Annotated in this window: 20 protein-coding genes, 1 tRNA gene and 2 pseudogenes; 9 read left to right on the forward strand and 14 right to left on the reverse strand. The window is 35.0% G+C overall.

What is annotated here, in order from left to right; all coding sequences use genetic code 11:
- Positions 1 to 54: 54 nt before the first annotated feature.
- The 3 genes from OOK92_RS00550 to OOK92_RS00560 all read left to right on the forward strand — a co-directional run bounded on the left by OOK92_RS00550 (position 55) and on the right by OOK92_RS00560 (position 1,337).
- On the forward strand, positions 55 to 195 hold the full coding sequence (locus tag OOK92_RS00550; RefSeq protein ID WP_264735918.1) for a hypothetical protein: 141 nt from the start codon (positions 55 to 57) through the stop codon (positions 193 to 195).
- Positions 180 to 1,136, forward strand: a complete 957-nt coding sequence (locus OOK92_RS00555; protein ID WP_264735368.1) for an IS5 family transposase — start codon at positions 180 to 182, stop codon at positions 1,134 to 1,136. The genes OOK92_RS00550 and OOK92_RS00555 overlap by 16 nt, the downstream gene beginning before the upstream one ends.
- A gap of 72 nt (positions 1,137 to 1,208) precedes the next feature.
- On the forward strand, positions 1,209 to 1,337 hold the full coding sequence (locus tag OOK92_RS00560) for a hypothetical protein (RefSeq protein WP_264735919.1): 129 nt from the start codon (positions 1,209 to 1,211) through the stop codon (positions 1,335 to 1,337).
- Positions 1,338 to 1,867: 530 nt separating this feature from the next.
- Here OOK92_RS00560 and OOK92_RS00565 read toward each other — a convergent pair.
- Positions 1,868 to 2,008 carry a hypothetical protein gene (locus OOK92_RS00565; protein WP_264735920.1) on the reverse strand — a complete coding sequence of 47 codons (141 nt, stop codon included), beginning with the start codon at positions 2,006 to 2,008 and terminating at the stop codon, positions 1,868 to 1,870.
- A gap of 208 nt (positions 2,009 to 2,216) precedes the next feature.
- Here OOK92_RS00565 and OOK92_RS00570 point away from each other — a divergent pair, with 208 nt between their 5' ends.
- The 4 genes and pseudogenes from OOK92_RS00570 to OOK92_RS00585 all read left to right on the forward strand — a co-directional run bounded on the left by OOK92_RS00570 (position 2,217) and on the right by OOK92_RS00585 (position 6,282).
- Entirely contained in the window at positions 2,217 to 3,983 is a 1,767-nt protein-coding gene (locus OOK92_RS00570; protein WP_264735921.1) for a recombinase family protein, read from the forward strand.
- Positions 3,889 to 4,866, forward strand: a complete 978-nt coding sequence (locus OOK92_RS00575) for a group II intron maturase-specific domain-containing protein (RefSeq protein WP_264735523.1) — start codon at positions 3,889 to 3,891, stop codon at positions 4,864 to 4,866. Before OOK92_RS00570 ends, OOK92_RS00575 begins: the two co-directional genes overlap by 95 nt.
- A 95-nt stretch (positions 4,867 to 4,961) precedes the next feature.
- A pseudogene (locus tag OOK92_RS00580) lies at positions 4,962 to 5,294 on the forward strand (Rpn family recombination-promoting nuclease/putative transposase); the annotation flags it as partial.
- 382 nt (positions 5,295 to 5,676) lie between these two features.
- Entirely contained in the window at positions 5,677 to 6,282 is a 606-nt protein-coding gene (locus OOK92_RS00585) for a hypothetical protein (RefSeq protein WP_264735922.1), read from the forward strand.
- Here the strand turns inward: OOK92_RS00585 and dapA are convergent.
- The 12 genes and pseudogenes from dapA to OOK92_RS00645 all read right to left on the reverse strand — a co-directional run bounded on the left by dapA (position 6,275) and on the right by OOK92_RS00645 (position 18,815).
- Positions 6,275 to 7,204 (reverse strand): 4-hydroxy-tetrahydrodipicolinate synthase, encoded by a 930-nt coding sequence (gene dapA / locus OOK92_RS00590; RefSeq protein WP_264735923.1) that lies wholly within the window; start codon positions 7,202 to 7,204, stop codon positions 6,275 to 6,277. The genes OOK92_RS00585 and dapA overlap by 8 nt on opposite strands.
- Positions 7,205 to 7,213: 9 nt before the next feature.
- Complete coding sequence (ssb, locus tag OOK92_RS00595) at positions 7,214 to 7,687, reverse strand: single-stranded DNA-binding protein (RefSeq protein ID WP_096616007.1); 474 nt, start codon at positions 7,685 to 7,687, stop codon at positions 7,214 to 7,216.
- 67 nt (positions 7,688 to 7,754) lie between these two features.
- Positions 7,755 to 7,828: transfer RNA gene (locus OOK92_RS00600), tRNA-Arg, on the reverse strand.
- Positions 7,829 to 7,938: 110 nt separating this feature from the next.
- Positions 7,939 to 8,753 (reverse strand): annotated as a pseudogene (locus tag OOK92_RS00605) (hypothetical protein).
- Positions 8,754 to 8,757: 4 nt separating this feature from the next.
- Positions 8,758 to 9,366, reverse strand: coding sequence for a hypothetical protein (locus tag OOK92_RS00610; RefSeq protein WP_253309205.1), 609 nt, complete (start codon positions 9,364 to 9,366; stop codon positions 8,758 to 8,760).
- Positions 9,367 to 9,370: 4 nt separating this feature from the next.
- Complete coding sequence (locus OOK92_RS00615; RefSeq protein WP_253309206.1) at positions 9,371 to 10,810, reverse strand: hypothetical protein; 1,440 nt, start codon at positions 10,808 to 10,810, stop codon at positions 9,371 to 9,373.
- A 323-nt stretch (positions 10,811 to 11,133) separates the two neighbouring features.
- Positions 11,134 to 12,879: a type I secretion system permease/ATPase gene (locus OOK92_RS00620; RefSeq protein ID WP_264735926.1), complete on the reverse strand. Its 1,746-nt coding sequence runs from the start codon at positions 12,877 to 12,879 to the stop codon at positions 11,134 to 11,136.
- Positions 12,880 to 13,445: 566 nt separating this feature from the next.
- A complete protein-coding gene (gene tsaD / locus OOK92_RS00625) occupies positions 13,446 to 14,453 on the reverse strand; it encodes a tRNA (adenosine(37)-N6)-threonylcarbamoyltransferase complex transferase subunit TsaD (RefSeq protein WP_253309209.1) in 1,008 nt (335 codons plus the stop codon).
- Between the two features lie 278 nt (positions 14,454 to 14,731).
- On the reverse strand, positions 14,732 to 15,688 hold the full coding sequence (locus OOK92_RS00630) for an IS5 family transposase (protein ID WP_264735368.1): 957 nt from the start codon (positions 15,686 to 15,688) through the stop codon (positions 14,732 to 14,734).
- Positions 15,689 to 15,783: 95 nt separating this feature from the next.
- On the reverse strand, positions 15,784 to 16,074 hold the full coding sequence (locus OOK92_RS00635) for a GIY-YIG nuclease family protein (protein ID WP_182159650.1): 291 nt from the start codon (positions 16,072 to 16,074) through the stop codon (positions 15,784 to 15,786).
- 213 nt (positions 16,075 to 16,287) lie between these two features.
- Positions 16,288 to 17,025, reverse strand: coding sequence for a WD_0702 family putative metalloprotease (locus tag OOK92_RS00640; protein ID WP_264735927.1), 738 nt, complete (start codon positions 17,023 to 17,025; stop codon positions 16,288 to 16,290).
- Between the two features lie 773 nt (positions 17,026 to 17,798).
- Positions 17,799 to 18,815, reverse strand: a complete 1,017-nt coding sequence (locus OOK92_RS00645) for an aspartate-semialdehyde dehydrogenase (RefSeq protein ID WP_264735929.1) — start codon at positions 18,813 to 18,815, stop codon at positions 17,799 to 17,801.
- A 140-nt stretch (positions 18,816 to 18,955) separates the two neighbouring features.
- Here OOK92_RS00645 and OOK92_RS00650 point away from each other — a divergent pair, with 140 nt between their 5' ends.
- Positions 18,956 to 19,399: a hypothetical protein gene (locus OOK92_RS00650; RefSeq protein ID WP_264731498.1), complete on the forward strand. Its 444-nt coding sequence runs from the start codon at positions 18,956 to 18,958 to the stop codon at positions 19,397 to 19,399.
- Between the two features lie 8 nt (positions 19,400 to 19,407).
- Here the strand turns inward: OOK92_RS00650 and OOK92_RS00655 are convergent, their stop codons facing one another.
- A complete protein-coding gene (locus OOK92_RS00655) occupies positions 19,408 to 20,685 on the reverse strand; it encodes an APC family permease (protein ID WP_264328823.1) in 1,278 nt (425 codons plus the stop codon).
- Between the two features lie 131 nt (positions 20,686 to 20,816).
- Here OOK92_RS00655 and OOK92_RS00660 point away from each other — a divergent pair, with 131 nt between their 5' ends.
- A complete protein-coding gene (locus tag OOK92_RS00660; RefSeq protein WP_264735930.1) occupies positions 20,817 to 22,250 on the forward strand; it encodes a hypothetical protein in 1,434 nt (477 codons plus the stop codon).
- The last annotated feature ends 9 nt before the right edge of the window (positions 22,251 to 22,259 follow it).

Raw genomic sequence — 22,259 nt, forward strand, 5'->3', positions numbered from 1 at the left:
CGGCTGAGATACCGCGAATGAATCGCGGTATGACGTAGGACTGCTGTCATTCCAGTGCTCCTTTTTTTGTCATCCCAGTGCGTGACACTGGGATGGCTTTGTTGCATAGCAACCGAAAAAATCTGGTGGCTACTGACAAAATTCATTATAAATAACCATTTAACTGTTGAAGAAAAAATATGCCACAGAAAATGAAAGTCAGTAACCAAAACGAATATAACAAATTCCTTGAAAAAAGGGGAAATATTTTTCGTTACATCGATGAAGCTATCGAAAATTGGTATGAAAATAGTCCAAAAATGCAGGGCGGCAACTATATTTACAGTGATAAAGTCGTAATTTTGGTGCATATAATTGTCAATCTTTTTAGAATTGGGTTAAGACAAACGGTGGGGTTTATAAAAGGATATCTGCAACAAATAGGAAAAAATTTGGCAGTTATCAGCTATTCACAAGCATCAAGAAGGTTTAAAAAACTTAATATTAAGATAAATGATTGCAGGGTTGATAAAAGCAACATGGAAAATATTGAAATTATCATAGATAGCACAAGTATCAGCATTTACAGTAACACTCCTGGCCACAGTAAGGAAAACAGTGCAGATAGAAAGTACCGAAGCTACGAGCAAGTAAGAAAGTTACATGTTATGTTAAGTGTGAATAGTAAAAAAGCTATAGCTGCAAGATACAGTAATGGCGTCTACTCTGACCACTATGGAGCTTGCGATTTGCTTGAAGAAGTTAATTTTCAGCACAAAATAAAAGCATTATATGCAGATAGGGCATACGATAGGCACAAACTTTATAAATTGTGTAAGAAATACGATATAAAGACAAAAGTTCTACCAAAAAAGGATGCAGCAGAACATTCAAAAATAGATTATATGTCTGACAGGAATGCTGCTATTAGGTTAATAAAATTATATGGACAAGATGGTGTAAAAGAGTGGAAAAAGGAAGCAATTTATGGAAAGAGATCTTACATAGAAGGATTTTTCTCAAGGTTGAAGCAAGTATTTGGATTTAGCTTTAGGAATAAATCTGAAGTAAATCGTGAAAAAGAATTACTAATTAAGTGCTATTTGCTCAACAAATTCACTGATATTGGTATGGCTAAATTTGAAATCATTACATAAATTTGTCGTAAACCATCACTGCTTAAGGTGCTATGCAACAAAGCCCACTGGGATCTAGCCTTTATTATTTGGTTGAAATTAAGTCTTCTGGATCCCAATGGGCTTTGTTGCATCGCTACTTATGAAAGGCTAACTATAGCTAGGATTATAAGCAACCTATTGAAAATCTTGTTTTTTTGCAATCAATCTGATCAAATTTAAGAATAGTAATTTATTATTTATATTAATAAACTTAATTCTATTGAAAATAGCTAAAGCATTGAAATTCTTGAATTTTAGCCGGATTAGTGAGTGGTAGTGAAATTTCTTTTACTCAAATTTAGGTATTCACTGACCGTTCTTGTTATAAATACCAGAATAATAAGCTACTGATATTCTCCATCTTTTTTATCTTTAATCCATCATAGCTAGCGATGCAACAAAGCCATCCCAGTGTCACGCACTGGGATGACAGCTAGCCTGACAACCGTCATTCCGCTACGTGTTAGCGGAATCTATGCTAAGAGATACCGCGGCGGTATGACGGTTCGCGGTGGTATAGTAACTCGTCATCCCGCTACTTGTTAGCGGCTAAGAGATACCGCGGCGGTATGACGGTGTAGATGATGGTTAAGTAATTCGTCATCCCGCTGCTTGTTAGCGGGATCTATGCCGAGATACCGCGAATGAATCGCGGTATGACGGTTCGCGGTGGTATAGTAACTCGTCATCCCGCTACTTGTTAGCGGGATCTATGCTAAAAGATACCGCGAATGAATCGCGGTATGACGGTTCGCGGTGGTATAATTACCCCGCCAACAATGTTGCAAAAAACGTAAAATTAGAGAAAAGCATTTCTCGAAAACTTCTATGTCCAAAAACAAGAGTGCCATTTATTTATAGTGCCAACAATCAATTAACCATCAGTTTCAATGAATGATATGAACATATTATTTCAAGGAAAGTTCATGGGAAATAAGAGATTAGCTATACGGATTAGCTGTAGCTATGAAACTAACCGGTTGGCAGAAAAGTATTTGTTAGATGCTTATGAAAAAGCCGTGTCAAAGCAAGTAAGCCAAAAAAATTTAAAACATAAAAATGGGATTCAAGGAGGATCAAATGGTAACAGTGAGTTTATATGCAAGAGTTTCTTCGGGGAAACAAGCACAAGAAAATACAATAGCAAGTCAAGTTGCAGCTTTAGAGAAGCAAATTAGTACGGATGGATACAAATTATTAAGTGAGTATAAATTTATTGATAATGGCTACAGTGGATCTAATCTAGTCCGTCCTGATCTAGAAAAGTTACGTGATAAAGTAACAGAAGGTAAAATTGATAGAATTTACATTCATTCACCTGATCGCTTATCTAGAAAATATGCATATCAAATGGTATTACTTGAAGAATTTGAGAAAGCAGGAGCAGAAACGGTTTTCTTAAATTATGAGATTAACGATAATCCAGAATCTCAATTGCTGTTACAAATGCAAGGTATGATAGCAGAATATGAACGAGCGAAAATTATGGAACGAAGTCGTCGCGGAAAGATTTATGCAGCTAATAAAGGTTGTGTAAGCGTAATGGGAGGAGCTCCTTATGGTTATCGTTATATAGATAAATATATGGGAGGAGGACAAGCTTTATTTGAAATAAACGAAGAAGAAGCTAATGTTGTTAGGAAAGTATTTTTGTGGATAGGAAGAGAAAGGACAAGTATTGGGGAAGTGTGTCGTCGGCTAAACACTATGTCTATTATAACACGAACAGGAAAAAAGTACTGGGATAGAAGTGTGATTTGGGGTATGTTAAAAAATCCTGCTTACAAAGGACAAGCGGCTTTTGGTAAAACAAAAGTAGGTATAAAGTTACAACATATCAGACCACAGAAACATTCTTGTGAACAACCGAAAGATAATTACTCTACCTATTCTGTTGAAAAAGCAAATTGGATTTATGTTAAAGTGCCAAATATAGTGGACGAAGATGTATTTGATATAGTTCAAGAACAATTAGCTGAGAATAGAAAAATAGCAAGGACAAGAGAAAGAGGAGCAAAATATTTACTACAAGGTTTAATCGTATGTAAGCGTTGTCGTTATGCATATTACGGAAGTCCTGTAAGAAATAAGCGAGGAGAAAAAATTGATCATTATGCTTATTATCGTTGTATTGGTAGAGATTCTTACCGTTTTGGTGGTAATAAAATTTGTGATAATAAACACATTCGTACAGATGCATTAGAAACAGCCGTTTGGGAAGAGGTTAAGCATTTATTGAAAAATCCAAATAGGGTTTTAGAAGAATACAGGCGTAGACTTTCAGAGCTTAAAAAATCATCATGGGATCAAAAAAGCGATTTACTAGAGAAACAAGAAAATAAATTAAAACGTGGTATTGCTAGACTTATTGATAGTTATGCTCAAGAATATATTAATCAAGAAGAATTTGAACCACGAATTAAAGCAATGAAACAAAGTTTAAAAACAATTGAAGAGGAGAAGAAAAGGATATTCGATCAAAAGAAATTAAAACAGGAATTAACTTTGGTTGTAACCAATTTAGAAGACTTTTCTTCCAATATTACATCAAACCTTGATAACGCAGACTGGCTAACTAAACGTGATATTATTAGAACGTTAGTCAAGAGAATTGAAATTAACCTTGAGGACGTAAATGTGGTATTTCGTGTAAAAGAGCTACCAAACTCTCCTGGAAATAATCGAGAAGAAAAGAAAAATTTGCAACATTGTTGGCGGGGTAATCTCACCGTTGCTAGCTTGTGTTGCATTACACGGATTAGAGCAACATGTCAAAAAAGCATTAACAAACGAACTCTTTCAATGCATGAAAAGAAAATATGGTAGGATATCGCATAGAAACGCGCAAAAGTCTATTAGTGTAATTTTCTACTGTGATGATTTTGTCATCATACATGAAAACGAAGAGATTATTCTTAAAGCAAAAATTTTAGTTGAAGAATGGTTAGAAACCATTGGACTAAAATTAAAGCCCTCTAAAACAAGAGTTTCTCATACATTAAGAACCATTGACGAAACAAAACCAGGATTTGATTTTCTTGGATTTTCAATAAGACAATATCCAATAAAAGAAAGTAAGAAAGGTTACAAGTTATTAATCAAACCAAGTCGTAATTCTATAAAACAGCATACACTAGCTATTAAACATAAACTCAGAGAAATGCGTGGAGCACCACAAGAACGGGTGATAAAGGATCTCAATCCAATAAACAGAGGATGGAGTCAATATTACTCCTCGGTAGTTTCATGTAAAATCTTTAGCTCATTGGATAATATTATGCATAGAAAACTCTGGAAGTGGGCAGTTTTTAGGCACCCAAACAAAGGGAGATGCTGGATAAAAAGAAAGTACTTTAAGAAGTATAATAACGAAAACTGGCGCTTTATGACAAGTAACAAGGTACGTCTTACTATACACAGCGATCATGTTATTAAACGACATATCAAAGTGCAAAAAACCAGATCCCCATATGATGGTGATTGGGTATATTGGGGTAAACGTCTGAGAAAAATACCAGATAAGCCACTAGGAGTAATAAAATTATTGAGGTTGCAACAAAGTAAATGCGATAATTGTAGACTATGGTTTAAAAGTGATGATACAATAGAAATACATCACAAAGACCGGAATAGACGAAACAATATGATCACAAACTTATCTTTGTTACATGGACATTGTCACGATGAATTACACAGGAGGTGTGCATGAAAAGCACCAAATTAGAGAGAAGCCGTATGAGGCGCAAAGTCTCACGTACGGTTTTGCAGTCGAGTGAGGAAGGGCGACCTTCTTCACTTAGACAACAATACGCAGAAGAAACAACAGAAGAGGACTTAAAAGAGATAGCAGAAAAAGCGCCAATAATAAAGCTAGCATATGATGAATTAGACAAGTTTCGTTGGAACGAAAAAGATTTAGTAGCTTACGAAGAAAGAATAATGGATCTACGGAAAGAAGAAGCCATTCTTGAATACAGACTTGATCTTGCTGAAGAGAAAGGTATACAAAAAGGTATAGAGAAAGGAAAAATTGAAGTCGCAAAAGCAATGCTGGCTAATAATGTTGATGTCAACACTATTGTCAAGTTTACAGGCCTTTCTATTAGTGAGATTGAAGAATTAAGTGGAAATCTGTGAACGGTTACGGATTGATTGGATTACCACAAAAAAACTCCTTTCTTTCTCTCCATTTTTTCTGGGTAAGGTCATGGTGCTGGTACAGGTCCTATAGCTGACCCAAGCAACACGTCATACCGCGATTCATTCGCGGTATCTCGGCATAGATTCCGCTAACAAGTAGTGGAATGACGAATTTTTGTTTTTCAAATTATCGGTAAACCTAATCCACTTTAGCTATAGATCTGGCATGTCTTATAGCTTAAGATATTAAAATTGTATAGACTGAAGTACGTTGAAAGTCAATTACAAACTTCTCAAAGAATTACATAAGAAGTATATTGACTATATGAGCTAAAAATGTTAGTATTATAATTATTAATTTTAAGTGGGAGTAAATATTATGGGCTATACAAGGACACAACTAAAACAGGTAATGCAAGCAGAAAGGGACCTGGTAAAAAAAAATTTTAAATTAAACCCAGTAGCGGTGATATTAGGAGGGATAGCAATCCTAGGAGTAGCAGTAGGCATCTCGGCTGTTATAGGGGCTCTTGCAGGTTTGGCTCTAAGTGCTATTAGCTTACCACCTCTTATTGCAGGTGGAATTATTGGTTCTGCTATACTGTTAGTATCCATTATAAACAAGGCTTGTTGTGGTTTCCAAATAACCACTGAAACGGACATGTCCGAAGAACATAAACGAGTTTTGAGAGAATATAATAATAGCACTGAGTGTAAAGTTAAGAATTATGTAAATATTATTACTAATATTGGTGTTTTTTTTGGAATTGGAGCAGGTTTAGTTGCTCTTGGTTTCACATCACCTGCAGCTATAGGTGCTTTAACCTTTATAGCAGGTGCAGTTGCTTGTATTCCTTTAACATTATTGACTGATAAAGTAATTGAGTGCTTTTTTCCAGAAGGAAGTAAGCAGCCAGGTAGCTCGTTTGATGGTGTGAAAGCTGATGGTGCTGATAAAGGTTGTAATCCTTGTCCTACTAATTAGTCAGTTCTTTCCATCCAAGAATCATTTTATTGGCTTGCCTCAATTTTTCAACAGAAGGCAAGTCTTCTGTGCTGAGTGGTAGGCGGACAGTTTGATGTTCTATAAGACCAATATCATGCAAAAGTGCTTTAGTGGGTATTGGGTTGCTGGCAATAAATAGAGCTTTGCAAGCTTGTTGCCAGATATCTGTTGAACTTTTCATGTCATTTCCTGTCATTTGAGGAGTTGTTTTTTTTCTAGTTACGTGCTGGAATGACAGTAGGCATTGCTTAACATATTCATGTGCTACATGTGGCCAAACATTGGAAGCAACGGAAACCAGACCAGCTACGCCATAAGCGGCCATATCGGATATCATATTATCATCTCCGCAAAAGACCTCAATATTTGGAGCAACTTTCTTATACTGAGCTAAAGTATCAACGGTGCCACTTGAATCTTTGATAGCCCAAAGTTTTTCATGGTCAGATAAGTTATGTACAGTTTCAGGATGAAGATTTATTCCCGCTCTTGATGGAATATTGTAAAGCATAGCCGGTACATGTGCTTTTTCAAGCAGCTTTTCAAACCATAAAGTTTGCCCCATGATTCCAGGCTTTGCATAAATGGGAGTTGTCATTAGATAGCCGTGAATAGGCATACCCTTGCAAAAATCAAGCCATTCAAGAGTTTGATATAGATTCACTCCTGGTACACCAATTATAATTTTCGTATTTAATTTTAGCTTACATACAAATTCAACTAATGTACGCTTTTCAGAATCAGTAAGCGATAGGCCTTCACCTGTGCTACCCAGTAACACTACGCCATTTTCAGCTTCAGCTTGTATTGTAAGTAAACGCTGCAAACTGCGGTAATCTATGTCATCCCCATTGCAATTAAAAGGAGTAACACAAGCAGTCCATAAAAATGTAAATTTCAATTTAAATTGTTAAAATGGTATTTCATCGTCGATTAGTTCATCTTTTATATCGTTGTCAAAACTTTCGTGCTTATTTTTTTGTTCTGTTTCATTTTGCTTGTATTCACTTGGCTTGTAATCGGAATTTGGTCGCGAATCCAAGAGAGTAAGAGCGCTATTAAAATTATATAGAACCACCTCTGTTGTGTATCTTTCACTACCGTTTTGGTCAGTCCATTTTCTAGTTCTCAAAGAACCTTCAACATAAACTTTACTGCCTTTGCGTGCAAAATCTTTGACGATTTTTACTAATCCTTCACTAAAAATTACAATATTATGCCATTCTGTCTTTTCAGAGCGCATACCGGAAAGTTTGTCAGTCCAACTTTCAGACGTGGCTATTGAAAAACTTGCCATCTCTTTTCCATTTTGTGTAGTCCTAATTTCAGGATCTTTTCCTAAATTACCAACTAATATGACTTTGTTTATGGTACCACCAGACATAATTATGCTCTAAATAAATCCCTTTATTATCTTATGTGAAAGTACTATTGTCAAATTTAATTAAAAGTGCGCTTGGAGGGATTCGAACCCACGGCCTTTGCCTCCGGAGGGCAACGCTCTATCCAACTGAGCTACAAGCGCATATATAGCTACCCACCCGCGGTATCTATGTTGAGATCCCGCTAACGAGCAGCGGGATGACGGTTTTTCAAATTGTCGGTAAACCTAAGCCACTTTGGCTATATACTAAATTATTTAATAGATAAGCTATCCAAGTCAAATTTTTGTTTTGGATAAAGCGTAAACATAACACTCCCATGTCCAAGATATACATTTTGAGAATCATTCGCATGCTTTTTTATTGCTTTTTGATCTACGGCCCATACAAAAGTCACACAATTTTCAGTGACTGAGTGCACCTTTAAGTCCTTAGTATTTATAAACAGCTTTCCATTTACCCATATTTTCCATGTATCGGAAGAAAGATATAAAATTGAGTCTAAACTCACTACCTTACAGTTGAAATTATCTGATACCTCCTCTTTTGCAGCTCTTGAAGACCGTAAATTGAACTTTTCCATTTCATTGACCATTCTATTAACTGGCTCTTCATCAAAAAAAATGCTTTTTACGTTACTATATTGTGACAAAACGTCAAAGTCACTTTCCACTGCTTCTCTTATTATATCGTCCCGATCTGTATAGCTTAGTTTTTGATTGTTAATAAAGAAACACTCTTTTGCACGCAAATTTGCTATATCAATAAAATCATCGATTTCTTGATTGCCAACTTTAAGAATACTTTCAAAATATCTTTTTTCTATCATCATTCCATACTGAGAATGATGACAAACCATTTCATCATCACCTTGTTTTTCTATATATACGCATAAATTTCCACTATTTAATCCTAATATTTTATGCTCAATAAAATCTTCATTGCCAATATATTGTCGGCAAGAATACTCCTTACAATTTCTATGCTTTCTATGATATCTTCACAACTGCAATATGCATTAACATTGGAAATGAGTAGCGTAAAAATAAAAAACAGCTTTATGTTCATCACCTTATCTACTTAATATAGTATACCAATCAAAGACTATATTAACTCTCACTATCTCTATCATATTACCATTCAAAATTTGATTCATAGTTGCAGCATCAATATTTCTCTGCTTGTTTAAAATAAGAGATTTGATCATAACATAACCGGGCAGATTTGGAATAGACTGTAGAAATAAAAAAATATGCTTATCGCTGATTGAACTTAAATTTAGGACCACTTCACTTTTTATTACTTTTGTGCGTTCACTTTTGTTGTGGAGCTCAACTTCTTCGGGTATAGAAATTGATATTTCAGGTTCTAATATATAGTACTTTTTATATAACCTGCTAAGCTCGAAATTTAAATTTGCAATGTATCTGCTACTGTGTAAATTTGAAGAAGAAATTTTTTTCCATAAATCTAGGTTTTTATTTAGAACAACTTCCTTTTTTTGAATTCCAGTAATCTGTAAATTAATAGAACGTATTTTATCAATCGCAATTTGGTTTTTATTATAAACCTTTTCGTTATAGATAACAACATATGTTAATAACCCTATTAATCCAACAGATAATAACAAACACGATATAAACTGAATTGTAGCTTTTCTTTTTAATTGAGAGATAGTCATTAATCTACATTGCCTCTCCTATTTCAACATCAATAGATAGATTTTGCCCTTTAGCAGCAGGTAAGTTAGAAATATTAATGTCATAGGTACGAAAATTATCGTTTAAATTTTTTCGTAGTTTCTCGTATTGATAGGAAATATTTTTACCGGATCGAAAATTAAACCTTAAAGTTGTGGTAATATAACTTTTTGCCTCATTATAATTCCATTCAAATGATCGAAGCTCTATACCTGGTACTTTTAACTTTTCTACATACTTAACTTGTGTAAGAGGAGAGTATTCTATTTTTGATAAAATATTATTGATATTAATAAAATCATAAATTTCATCTATTTTTTTTACATTATAGCTTTGGCTAAGTTTTGTTAATTGGTTATTTAAGGTGCTCTGCTTTGCGGATAAATTATCAGCGACACTGAAGTTTGAATACAAATTTAGCAAACAAAGGGCGTTAATTACAACTAAAACCAAAGCGAAGTATAGAAAAATTTGAGGAGAGTTTAAATAAAGATAATTGAATAGATAAAATTCTTTAGTTTCCTTTGTATTAAAAATAGCTGCTAATTTATTCTTAAAGCTGTGAAACAAAATTATGGTATCGCAAAAGTTATCTTTTTCACTTATAGCTAGTTCTGCTCCTAATAGTTTGCCTAACTCATATGGAGTTAATATGTTCACACTGTTCTCTGAAAAATTTATGACTGATAAACTAGCTTTAATATCTTCTGACACTATGATGCAAAGGTCGATAGGGTTATTTTTTTCAAACCCAAACTTAGTTAAGGATCGAATAGTATCTTGCACTTCCTGATATATTCCACCAGCAATAATTCCTGGTAAATTATCATTAGTAAATGGTACTAAACGCGTAAATATCATTTTATTCTCTTTAAGAACCACTTGTCTATAGCCTCCCGTTTTAGTTGCAGCAACTATAATTTTCCAATTATTAGGATCTTTATGTAGAATCTTTTTTGTTATATTACTTATTTCTATAGGAAACATTAATATTCCCTTAAAGTTGGAGCCTATCTCAATAAACACATTCAACCAATATTCTACTAAATGCTTTGCTTTTGATGAAACAAGAAGATAGCACCAGTTTTGATTGAATTTGTTTGGCTTCTCAACCAAAAAAACTGAACTTATGTCATTATTACGAGAAAAATGCTCCATCTTTGTTTTTGCTGATAGATAGGCACTAATCTTGTTTGCCCTTGTAATAAACTGTAGCGAGTAATTTTGATCTGCATGATTAAGCACCAGGTATAAAGGTGCTTTTTTGTCTGATGAAAGACATGAAATTAAATCGGAAACTGCTTTATCGTTTTTGCCCTTAACAAAATACCTTTTATTTAAAGTATTATTTTTAAAATATAGTAACATTATGCCTTCTTCTCCAATAGAAAGCATAAACTTACTTTTGGATTTTGAACTAAACATATTAACAAAGCATATACTTATCTAGAATTAAAAAGGCAATTTATTGAAATTCATTAAACGTTAGAGGGAAATATTGTTATAAATTTTCGCAGCAACATTATTTATATTATAATTTTTTTATAAAATCACTACTAATATTAAGCTATTTAATTAATAAATTAAGAAAACTCATTAATTAGAAATATACACTATCTGCCGATTAACTTTAATTAATAGGAGTTATTAATCTATTTACTATTCTTGTAATATTATTTCTAATGGTAAACATTTCTAGTAATACTGGAACAGTTGTTATTTCAGATACAGAATTTAGTGTAAGTAAACTAACCATTTGCTGAAGAGCGCTCATCTTCTTTGGTATTTGATGATGGAGCAACTAATTTGCTCAAAATCTCATCTTTTGGTCCCATAGCGTAAATGACACCATCTGACATGAGGATCACCTTATCAACTACGGACAATAACGGTAGCTTGTGAGTGATGATAACAGTAGTAGTATTTTGCTTTCTTGCAATGCCAATTGCATTAATTAAGCATGCCTCTCCATTGCTATCTAAGTTAGCGTTTGGTTCATCAAGTACTAAAAGTTTTGTGTGACCATAAAAAGCTCTGGCAAGTCCAAGAAGCTGTTTTTGGCCGCCAGAGAGCGTTACTCCTCCAGGACCTCCTATTGTTGTATCATATCCATTTGGTAAGCTTAGTATTAGTTCATGTATTCCTGCAATTTTTGCTGCTTTGATTATTTCTTCAGGATTTGGATCTGGTCTCATGCGAGCAATATTAGCTTTGACACTAGTGTTAAATAACTCAATATCTTGAGGTAAGTAGCCAACATAATTACCAAAATTTTCTCGATTCCAAGTATATACATCAGCGCCATCTAGTCTGACTACACCAGATATTGGCTTCCATACACCAACAGTTAATTTTGCGATAGTGGATTTACCAGAAGCACTTGCACCAATCACACCTACTACGTCCCCTGGTTCTATAATAAATGATATTCCTTTTACTGTTGGCTTATTGCTTCCATAAGGAGTAAAAAATACTCTATCAAATTCCAATTTTCCTTCAGGTTCTGGTAGAGCCATCGTTTGCTCTCTTTTTGGCGATGTTAATATAAGTCTTTGTAGCCTTCCATATGACATTCTAGCCTGATTTAAAAACTTCCAAGTATGAACCGCAGCGTCAAATGGTGCTAATACTCTACCCATTAAAATTGAAGCAGCGATGATGCTACCAGCAGTTTTATGAGCTGTAATTGCAAGTAATGCACCTGTTCCAATTACTGATATTTGCAGAGTTGAGCGCAAAAACTTAGTGATTCCAGTAATTACATTAGAGCGATTTTGTGCTTTAATTTGCATTGCTCGATTCTGATCATTTCGTTTACACCAATCAGAGACTATGAATTCTGACATGCCCATAGCTTCAACTACTTCTGCATTTCTTGTTGCAACATCTATAGCATTGATATTCCGTATAGTTTCTTCGTTGGTTTCTTGTAATATTCGTTTAGTGGCAAGTTCATTCCATATTGCCATAGAGACTAATATAATGATTCCAGCAATAGCTATAAACCCCGTGGAGGTGTGTATCATGAAAATCACAACAAGGTAAATTAACGACCATGGAGTATCAAACAGTGAGAATATACCATTTCCTGTAATGAAATTTTTTATTACCCCGAGATCTCGTATTGCTTCACCACTTGAAGTTGAGCTCTGCACTGACGTTAGCCTGATTGACCTTACTATCAGATCTGGTGTTGCAGTTTTATCGATCCAATCACCTATTTTTGCCATGGCTAAATATCGACAAGTTTCAAGCATTGCAGAACATGCAAATGCAGATAAAGTGATAATTGTCAGCATAGTTAGTGTTGATACACTTTCGCTTGATATCACCCGATCAAGCACTTGAGAGGTATAAAGTGGTAGAAATAACATTAATAAATTGATTCCCGCACTAAACCAAAAGATAAACCAAAATGCACTTTTGCATTTTTCTAGGCAAATATATAGAGTACTTTGCTTCAATTCTTTTTTTATTGATGGCGTAATTTCCACAATCTTCCTCTTAATTTAATTACATGCACCATATACAATTTTTATTACAAAAATATTAATAACGGCAGTTAGCTTACTTTAAGTGAATAAAATATTAATATATGTAAATAGGAAATATAAACAATGGTAAAAAGAAGTATAGTTAATATTTCCTTCATTGCCTATAGCTAAGGTTTTCCCTACGTCATACCGCGATTCATTCGCGGTATCTCGGCATAGATTCCGCTAACGAGTAGCGGAATGACGAGGTATAAACCATCGTCATGCAGCCGCAAACCGTCATACCGCGATTTATTCGCGGTATCTCATCCGCTAACAAGCAGCGGAATGACAGCAATCCTACGTCATACCGCCACGGCGCTAACAAGAGATCCCGCTAACACGTAGCGGGATGACGGTTGTCAGGGTAGCTGTCATCCCTTGTGGAAATTGTTCTCAAATCACAATGTTCGTACAGCTATAGATTCATTCGCGGCGTAGATTCCGCTAACACGTAGCGGAATGACGGTTTTTCAAATCGTCGGTAAACCTAAGTCACTTTAGCTATAATTCAGAATTGAGAGTTTTTAATAACTTTCTAACTCCCACTTAGGTCTTGGTGCAAAATTAAGTGGATCTATATAATTCTTCTGTAACCTTTCAATTCCTGCCCATCCAACCATTACTGCATTGTCTGTACATAGATTATTAGGGGGGAAAAATATGTTTAAGTTTATGTGTTCTTTCAGTTTTTCTCTCAAAAAATTATTTGCTGCAACTCCGCCGGTAATCACAAAGTCATTGATTTTGATATTTAAAGATTCGGCCATAATAATCGCATTACTAACCCTGTCCAGCAGTATGTCACTAATACACTCTTGAAACGAAGCACACACATCACACACATCTTGCTCGCTCATTTCGAGTTTCTGCACTAAGTTTTTTACTGCTGTCTTGATTCCAGAAAACGAAAAGTTACATCCAGAACGTTTTATCATCGCCCTTGGCAGTTTAAATCTTGCACCATTGCCTTTTTTAGCTAACTTTTCAATTAATGGCCCTCCGGGATAGCTTAAACCCAGCATCTTAGCAACTTTATCAAATGCTTCTCCTAACGAGTCATCAAGTGTCTCCCCGAGTTTAATATATTTACCTACATCCTGTGCAATTAAAAATTGACAGTGACCACCTGATATTAATAGAACTAAAAACGGAAATTTCACCTCATGCAGTAACCTAATAACTAATGCATGCGCTTCTAAGTGATTCACTGCAATGAACGGTTTTTGTGCTACATGTGCAATTGCTTTAGCCATCATTGTACCAACTATTAATCCACCTATGAGTCCTGGTCCTGATGTTGCTGCAATTGCATTGAGATCACAAAAGTTAAGGTTAGATTTTTCCACGGCGCTTTTTATTAGACCACTTAAATGCTCCATATGAGCACGTGACGCTATTTCAGGGATCACCCCACCGCGTTTTTTGTGTTCTGCTTGGGAGAGAATTTCGTGAGCAAGGACTTGCTTGTCACTATTTACAATCGCTACTGCAGTTTCATCGCAGCTTGTTTCAACAGCTAAAATGGTTTTCATGTATATTCGAGCACTTTATTATAAAAACTATACCTTGAAACGCTGTAGAAGTTAACTGCAAAGTTAACTTCTATAGCTAAAAGATTTACCGACAACCGTCATTCCGCTGCTTGTTAGCTGATGAGATACCGCGAATGAATCTACGATCGTATGAACATTGCGCTATTGAGATGGAGCACTTTCTTGTTATTCCAGGTCTCCTCTCTCGTCATCCCAGTGCGTGACACTGGGATGGCTTTGTTGCATAGCACCTTAAGCAGTGATGGTTTACGACAAATTTATGTAATGATTTCAAATTTAGCCATACCAATATCAGTGAATTTGTTGAGCAAATAGCACTTAATTAGTAATTCTTTTTCACGATTTACTTCAGATTTATTCCTAAAGCTAAATCCAAATACTTGCTTCAACCTTGAGAAAAATCCTTCTATGTAAGATCTCTTTCCATAAATTGCTTCCTTTTTCCACTCTTTTACACCATCTTGTCCATATAATTTTATTAACCTAATAGCAGCATTCCTGTCAGACATATAATCTATTTTTGAATGTTCTGCTGCATCCTTTTTTGGTAGAACTTTTGTCTTTATATCGTATTTCTTACACAATTTATAAAGTTTGTGCCTATCGTATGCCCTATCTGCATATAATGCTTTTATTTTGTGCTGAAAATTAACTTCTTCAAGCAAATCGCAAGCTCCATAGTGGTCAGAGTAGACGCCATTACTGTATCTTGCAGCTATAGCTTTTTTACTATTCACACTTAACATAACATGTAACTTTCTTACTTGCTCGTAGCTTCGGTACTTTCTATCTGCACTGTTTTCCTTACTGTGGCCAGGAGTGTTACTGTAAATGCTGATACTTGTGCTATCTATGATAATTTCAATATTTTCCATGTTGCTTTTATCAACCCTGCAATCATTTATCTTAATATTAAGTTTTTTAAACCTTCTTGATGCTTGTGAATAGCTGATAACTGCCAAATTTTTTCCTATTTGTTGCAGATATCCTTTTATAAACCCCACCGTTTGTCTTAACCCAATTCTAAAAAGATTGACAATTATATGCACCAAAATTACGACTTTATCACTGTAAATATAGTTGCCGCCCTGCATTTTTGGACTATTTTCATACCAATTTTCGATAGCTTCATCGATGTAACGAAAAATATTTCCCCTTTTTTCAAGGAATTTGTTATATTCGTTTTGGTTACTGACTTTCATTTTCTGTGGCATATTTTTTCTTCAACAGTTAAATGGTTATTTATAATGAATTTTGTCAGTAGCCACCAGATTTTTTCGGTTGCTATGCAACAAAGCCCACTGGGATCTCACTTAGTAATTTCGTAATATAAATCATACCAATTTGGGTTTTTTCTTGCAACTAAATTGATTTTCCATTCCCTTCTCCAACTTTTTAGAAGTTTTTCTCTATTAAGAGCCGAATCTACGTCTTGAAATTCTTCAAAATAAACTAATTTTTGTACATTATATTTCGACGTAAAACCGGGAATAACCTTGTTCTTATGCTCCCAAATTCGTTTAATTAAATTCGACGTAACACCTATATATAGAGCCTTATTGTGTCTACTTGCAAGTATATAAATATAATAGTTTTTCATAAAATTTAGATCCCAGTGTCACGCACTGGGATGACAGGAAGAGGAGACTGAGATGACAGGAAGAGGAGACTGAGATGACAAATGTGAGTGCTGACGTAACAAATGTAAATGCTTGAATGACATCAATAATTATATACATTTTATCACTAAACTAGACGTTCGTACAGTCGTGGAATGAATTGCGGTATGACGTAGGAAAACCTGCACTATAAGCTAATCATCATCTCCAAATATGGAGCTAATTTTTTTGCCCCCAGGAGAAAATTTATTAGTCCAACTGCTTTGCACTTTGGTTACGTCTTTAGTGGCGGTTTTATTGCTGTATTCCTTGATTTCCTTATCTATTCTATCCATCATTTGTGGATCCAGGCAGCTCTTTTTCCATTGATCAGTAGCAAGGAACACTTTGTTTAAATCTTGAGTGCGAATTAAGTATTCTTTATCCTTAGGATAAACCTCTTGTGCCCAAGCAAATAGCTCAAAATAGCGTGCAAACAATTCAGATGCGCGTGACTTTGCAGTTTGATAAGCTTGTATCTCCTTAAATATAACTTGGCTAATAATTTTCTGCACAAGAACATTTGCTTGCCTTAAATTCTGCTCAATATCCTGGTAAACCTTATGGAGAAATTCCTGCTCTAGGCTCAAGTTAAGCTCATTTTCAACCATATGTGAAAGTTCATGCACTATAATGTATGGATTTGACCTTCTCAGCACAATAACATACCTATTTACACCGGAAGACCTGATTGTCTTACACACCCCTTCTTCCATATCCACTAATCCCTCTTGGTATATTTCAAACGAAAGCTTATTTTGCTTTATTAGTGATAAAGTGAGGTTTAATGTGTTTCTAAACTTCTCAAATTGATAGAGATACTCAATATATCGTATTGCATTTTCACTGCTTCCTACTTTAGTCGCTTGTTTGATTAAATTCCTGATTAGCATGCCTTATTATTAAAGGAATTTTTTTTTATACTCAAGAGCTATAAAGTGTTTTTTAGGAAATCTCATTGCATAGCTAAAGTAATTCAGGTTTACTGACAACCGTCATACCGCTAACACGTAGCGGGATGACGAGATGCCACCGCGAACCGTCATACCGTCACGAACCGTCATACCGCGATTCATTCGCGGTATCTCTTAGCATAGATCCCGCTAACACGTAGCGGGATGACGATTGTCGATGAACCTAAGTTACTTTAGCTACAAACATTAAGAAATTTACCAAATAAAAAAAAGGCAAAAGAAGCCCTGGTCATTATCTATTTTCAGTATTTGGCGTTTTTTAAGTCTTAAACACTGCAATTTAGCTGCTTTTAAGTGCAACTAACCTTAGCTAAAATGTTTAAGAAATTTACTAAGCAGAAAAAAAGGCAAAAGAAACCCCGCGTTAGCTAGTTGTCACTCTCTAATCCTGCAAATTGGCGTACTATACTGTCTTAAACGACTTATAAGCGCGTTTCAGCTTGTGTAGGTAAAAACCTAGAAATATTGTGAAGACATAAGGTGCACATAGTGCGAAAAATTAAAAATAAGACGCCAACTACGTTGTTTTCTTGCTGTTTAATCTGCACAGATGAAGATAACTGAATACCTTCAGTACCATGATAAGAGGGCTGGCGGAGTTTGTCAAGGAATTTTTAGGGCCTAGCGTCACACGCTGCCATGTGGTATACAAATTTCCTTCGAATTACAACGTACGTGCACTCTATATGCACTTAATACTCTCTTATCAAAATCTCAAGAATCTGCACTATATTTAATGCTGCGCCTTTGCGCAGGTTATCAGCCACTATCCACATATTTAATCCGTGTTCAACAGTATTGTCTCTTCTAATACGCGATACATATACAGCATTCTCCTGTACAACATCAATTTGAGTGATGTATTCACCGTCTTCACGCCTGTTGTACACTAAAACTCCACTATCTTCGGCTTCACTTAGCACTTCACGAGCTTGTTCTTCAGTGATATGTTGATCAAATTCTACATTTACTGCCATAGCGTGACCGATAAAGACGGGTACTCTTACACAAGTTGCAGTAACTTTTATATCTTCCTCTAAAATTTTTTTTGTCTCCTCTTGCATTTTCCATTCCTCTTCTGTAGAACCATTCTCCATGAATTTCCCTACATGGGGAATGCAATTAAACGCTATTTGCTTGGGGAAGATCTCGGGCTTTTTAGTCTCATTCATGAAGATTTTTTTTGTCTGGTCATAGAGTTCATCCATTGCTGCTTTGCCTGCGCCAGAAGTTGATTGATAAGTTGAAGCAACGATTCTCTTTATTTTTGCTTTCTGGTGTAATAGATGTAGTACTAGCAGCATCTGTATTGTAGTACAGTTTGGGTTGGATATTATGTTGTGGTTTTTATATTCCATAATTTTTTCTTTATTAATCTCCGGAATAATGAGTGGCACACCTTCTTTCATTCTAAAATGGGAACTGTTATCTATCACGATGCACCCAGCCTCAATTGCAGTCGGTACGTGTTTCTCAGAAACATGAGATCCAGCACAGAAAATGGCTACATTAGTTCCAACGAAGTCATAATTCTCAAGGCACAAGACAGTTAATTCTTCATTACCGAAACTCACCTTCTTCCCTTCTGATTTTTTCGACGCAAGTGCAATAACAGAATCTATTGCCTCATCTTGAAACTCAGCAAGCGTGCTTAATACCTCACGCCCTACTCTTCCGGTTGCTCCAATAACAGCAATTTTGTATCCCATATAGATGAACCTCTAACTTTAAAGTTCTATTATATTTTTACTGACAAAATTTACAATTGTTTTAATATTTTTACCTTGCAATTAATTGTAATTTAGCTATTATTATGCAATATTAGTAATATTACATAATAAAGTGAAAGATGAATAAAGAATACAATGAAACTAAGGTTAAACCTGCAATGTCTACACCTCAAGAGCCTGAAAGAACCAATGGATTAAAGGCTCAAAATGTTCTTTCGAAAAAAAGAAAGCCTGCAATAAATTTTGATGATAAAAAATATGGTGTAAGAAACCTTAAAATAGACCAACAGTTCCTAAATAAAAGACAAGAATCTTCAAAGCTAAGAGATTTCTTAAGATCAATACCAATAATAGGGAGATTTTTAGCAAGGATTTTCACACCTGAAAAAATAGAAATCATCAGTAACCCTATATATGACAACATGGAAGCATATGAAAAATCGCAAGCAGGTCACTCCAGTAAGATAAAAGATGAGACTAGTGTAGATGATGAACAAGCAAAAGTAGATAGTAAACTTAAGAAGGGTAATGTTGAACAAGTGGACAATAAGAAAAGTCGTTAAACTCTATTTTATTGTGCAGGAGCTCTGCAGTACCAAAATAAATAAATGGGTATGCCACTTGCGGTGAATAAGCTTGCGATCAGCAAGGTATTCACAGAAGTTTCAAATATTACCCAGCAGCAAAAGGTTGTTGCTATACTGCCAATTAAAAATTTGTAATAGTTTTTCTCCTTTATAATAACCTTGAGAAAAGCAAGACTGCATGCAAGGTAAACAAATAAAAATGAAACTACAGAAAAGTCGATAATTGATGTGATCTGTTTAGCAAAATTGTTGCTTGAAGTGAGAATTAGTAGAACTGAAGTGCCAACGGAGCTGATTGTTATGCCCCAGAAAGGAGAACCGTGCTTGTTTCTTTTAGCAAAGAACTGTGGCATCAGTTTATCTTCTGCAAGGCCAAGGGCCACTTGTCCACTAGCTAGTACCCAAGCATTTAAACTGCCAACACAAACAATAAAAGCAACAATAGAAATGATCAAATGCCAATTACCAGGAAACATAATTTTTATTGCGTCAACATACGGCGCTTTTGAATTAACTAGATCATTGCCGTTTATCAATCCCATGATTGCAAGGCTATTAATGAAATATATAACTGCAACAGAGATTGTGCCAAGCACTATGGCTCTTGGTATAGTCTTGGCTGGATCGTTGACTGATCCTGCAGGTGCTGTTGCTGATTCAAGTCCAATAAAACACCATAGAGTGAGTAGTGTAGAGCGAGCAAGGACTTGAGACATCGTGAGGGTTGATATTTCCTCACTTATGATAAAATTATTCCTATCAAAGAAAAACAACGCTGTTACTGGTATAGCAAGCAGTGCGGTAATTTTGACAGTCATCAATAAAAGCTCAACACATCCAGCAGCAGTGACACCTCTTAAATTTATTAGTGTAATGATCGTAAATAATAGTATTTCTAAAAATAAGCGTATATTTTGAATATCTCCATGAAAAAGCGAAGTAAGATAGCCAATACTTGCAACGATTACTGCTGTCGTGCTAACCCATGAGATCACCCAATACGTCCAACCAACAAAGAAAGCTGCAGCAGGGCCAAAAGCATGCTTTACATAAACGTGAGGACCACCCGTTTCTGGAAATTTTGCGCAGAGTAAGGCAAAAACCAAAGCAAGAGATATAGCACCAAGCCCTGATATCACCCAGCTTATAAGGCTATAAGCGCCATATGGAGCAAGGCTAATTGGAAGCATAAAAATTCCAGAGCCAATTTGACTACTAATCACTAAGGCAAAAATAGCCCAAAAACCTATTTTATTTGACACAATAATTTTTATCTAAATAGACTAACGATATAACTGAAGCTCAGAAATTTCAATCGATCTTTATAAAAACTTGCATTTTTCTCAATTTATTTCTAAAATAGATTATGTTAACAGATTATTAAGAGGGGGTTATGAATCCAGGGTTAAAAGCATTTTTGGTTGTTTGTGGTTTTATTTTACTCTTATGTGGTTCTATTTTATTCTTATTTTTTACTTATTACTATTTAAGTCTTCTCGTCAACTATATCCTTGACCCGATTCTAGTTCGCCCTTGTAAGGACTTAATTAGTAATTTTTATACCTATTTATCTACAAGCACCTCTAGCCCTGCACTAGCATTTTTGGCTACAGGTTTTATTGTTATCGCTGCATTTATTTGTCTGAATAAAGTGCTCCTTCCTTTGCAAGAAAAAATCATAAACAACTATAATTCCTTTAAAAACGACAACATTGATAGTAATAGCAAGTTATTTGAGGTTTATAAAGATCCAACAATAAAATTAAAGGACAAAATCTTATTCTTCAATATACACTTGATATATTACCTACAGCTTCCGTTTTTGTACGTTGCATCAAAGGTATCAGCTCTACGTGGGTTTCTTATATTTAATTTTGGTTTATTATTGTTAAATTATGCACTGCTAATTCCAGTAGCACTCCTCGAGTTAATAAAGTATCCATTGATAAAGCTCTTCTCACCTTTGGGTTTGAATGTAAAGCAGCTAAGCTTTTTGTTTAATGTAAGTGACGTGGGCACTAGTAGTCAAAGTGTTCACACGAGTAGTTTTGAACATAGTATTCTCCAATGCGCTCAAGAGTTAAAACAGAAATTTGGAGCTCAACCAAATGTACTGGATAAAGAATTTGAGGATTACATAAATGGTTCAGATGAGTTGACAAGGGATCAAAAAGAGCAATTAAAACTTTATCTTAACTTTAATAACTCTAACAGAGCGGCTTGGCAAGAATCAAGAACTAGCCTTACTCTCACGCAAGCTGCAAATTTAGTTTTGACTGCAGCTAAGGATCAAAAGTCAGATATAGATTTTCTAAAGTGCATGTTACTGATACGTTTCAAAGAGGGAAATGGTAAGTGCAATCTAGGAATGTTCAATCGTATTATTTATTCACTCAGTTGTCTTGAAGCTAAAAATAACTTTACAGTTGAGGTAAACGCTCAAGTGTATGAGAGAATGCCAAGCATTACAGAAAAATTCCTGAGAAGCTGTAACAATAAAAAAATTACAGTTTTAAAGGACAATTTTGATAATTTTTATTCTGATGGTGATATGGATCCTCAAATAAAAAGCAACATCAGTAAACTGATAGAAGAAGCAAAACAATCTGTCTTTAATGAATTATATGTGGATTATTACAATAGGTATGGGCAAGATGTTGGAAGAGGCCCTATAAAGCATAAATTAAAAGAGTTAATTACAAGCGATGATGTAAAAGAAGCAATAAGCGCTGTTATAGATGGTATAGAAATTCCTCCAGTACTACCTACTTATCTTGAAAGAGTAAAAGCATTTTTTGGAGGTCATGCAAGGTCTTCTGCTGCTTAGTAGTGCTAT

Source organism: Wolbachia endosymbiont (group A) of Rhinocyllus conicus (assembly GCF_947250775.1).
Taxonomy (GTDB): domain Bacteria; phylum Pseudomonadota; class Alphaproteobacteria; order Rickettsiales; family Anaplasmataceae; genus Wolbachia.

What these genes read in the sequence shown, in the direction of transcription:
- OOK92_RS00565 (WP_264735920.1), bottom strand. Translation starts at nt 2,008, where the DNA reads ATGGCACTCTTGTTTTTGGACATAGAAGTTTTCGAGAAATGCTTTTCT.
- OOK92_RS00615 (WP_253309206.1), bottom strand. Translation starts at nt 10,810, where the DNA reads ATGTTTAGTTCAAAATCCAAAAGTAAGTTTATGCTTTCTATTGGAGAA.
- OOK92_RS00555 (WP_264735368.1), top strand. Translation starts at nt 180, where the DNA reads ATGCCACAGAAAATGAAAGTCAGTAACCAAAACGAATATAACAAATTC.
- OOK92_RS00635 (WP_182159650.1), bottom strand. Translation starts at nt 16,074, where the DNA reads ATGAAAAACTATTATATTTATATACTTGCAAGTAGACACAATAAGGCT.
- tsaD (WP_253309209.1), bottom strand. Translation starts at nt 14,453, where the DNA reads ATGAAAACCATTTTAGCTGTTGAAACAAGCTGCGATGAAACTGCAGTA.
- OOK92_RS00585 (WP_264735922.1), top strand. Translation starts at nt 5,677, where the DNA reads ATGGGCTATACAAGGACACAACTAAAACAGGTAATGCAAGCAGAAAGG.
- OOK92_RS00660 (WP_264735930.1), top strand. Translation starts at nt 20,817, where the DNA reads ATGAATCCAGGGTTAAAAGCATTTTTGGTTGTTTGTGGTTTTATTTTA.
- OOK92_RS00645 (WP_264735929.1), bottom strand. Translation starts at nt 18,815, where the DNA reads ATGGGATACAAAATTGCTGTTATTGGAGCAACCGGAAGAGTAGGGCGT.
- ssb (WP_096616007.1), bottom strand. Translation starts at nt 7,687, where the DNA reads ATGTCTGGTGGTACCATAAACAAAGTCATATTAGTTGGTAATTTAGGA.
- OOK92_RS00630 (WP_264735368.1), bottom strand. Translation starts at nt 15,688, where the DNA reads ATGCCACAGAAAATGAAAGTCAGTAACCAAAACGAATATAACAAATTC.
- OOK92_RS00650 (WP_264731498.1), top strand. Translation starts at nt 18,956, where the DNA reads ATGAATAAAGAATACAATGAAACTAAGGTTAAACCTGCAATGTCTACA.
- OOK92_RS00610 (WP_253309205.1), bottom strand. Translation starts at nt 9,366, where the DNA reads ATGACTATCTCTCAATTAAAAAGAAAAGCTACAATTCAGTTTATATCG.
- OOK92_RS00570 (WP_264735921.1), top strand. Translation starts at nt 2,217, where the DNA reads ATGGGATTCAAGGAGGATCAAATGGTAACAGTGAGTTTATATGCAAGA.
- OOK92_RS00640 (WP_264735927.1), bottom strand. Translation starts at nt 17,025, where the DNA reads ATGCTAATCAGGAATTTAATCAAACAAGCGACTAAAGTAGGAAGCAGT.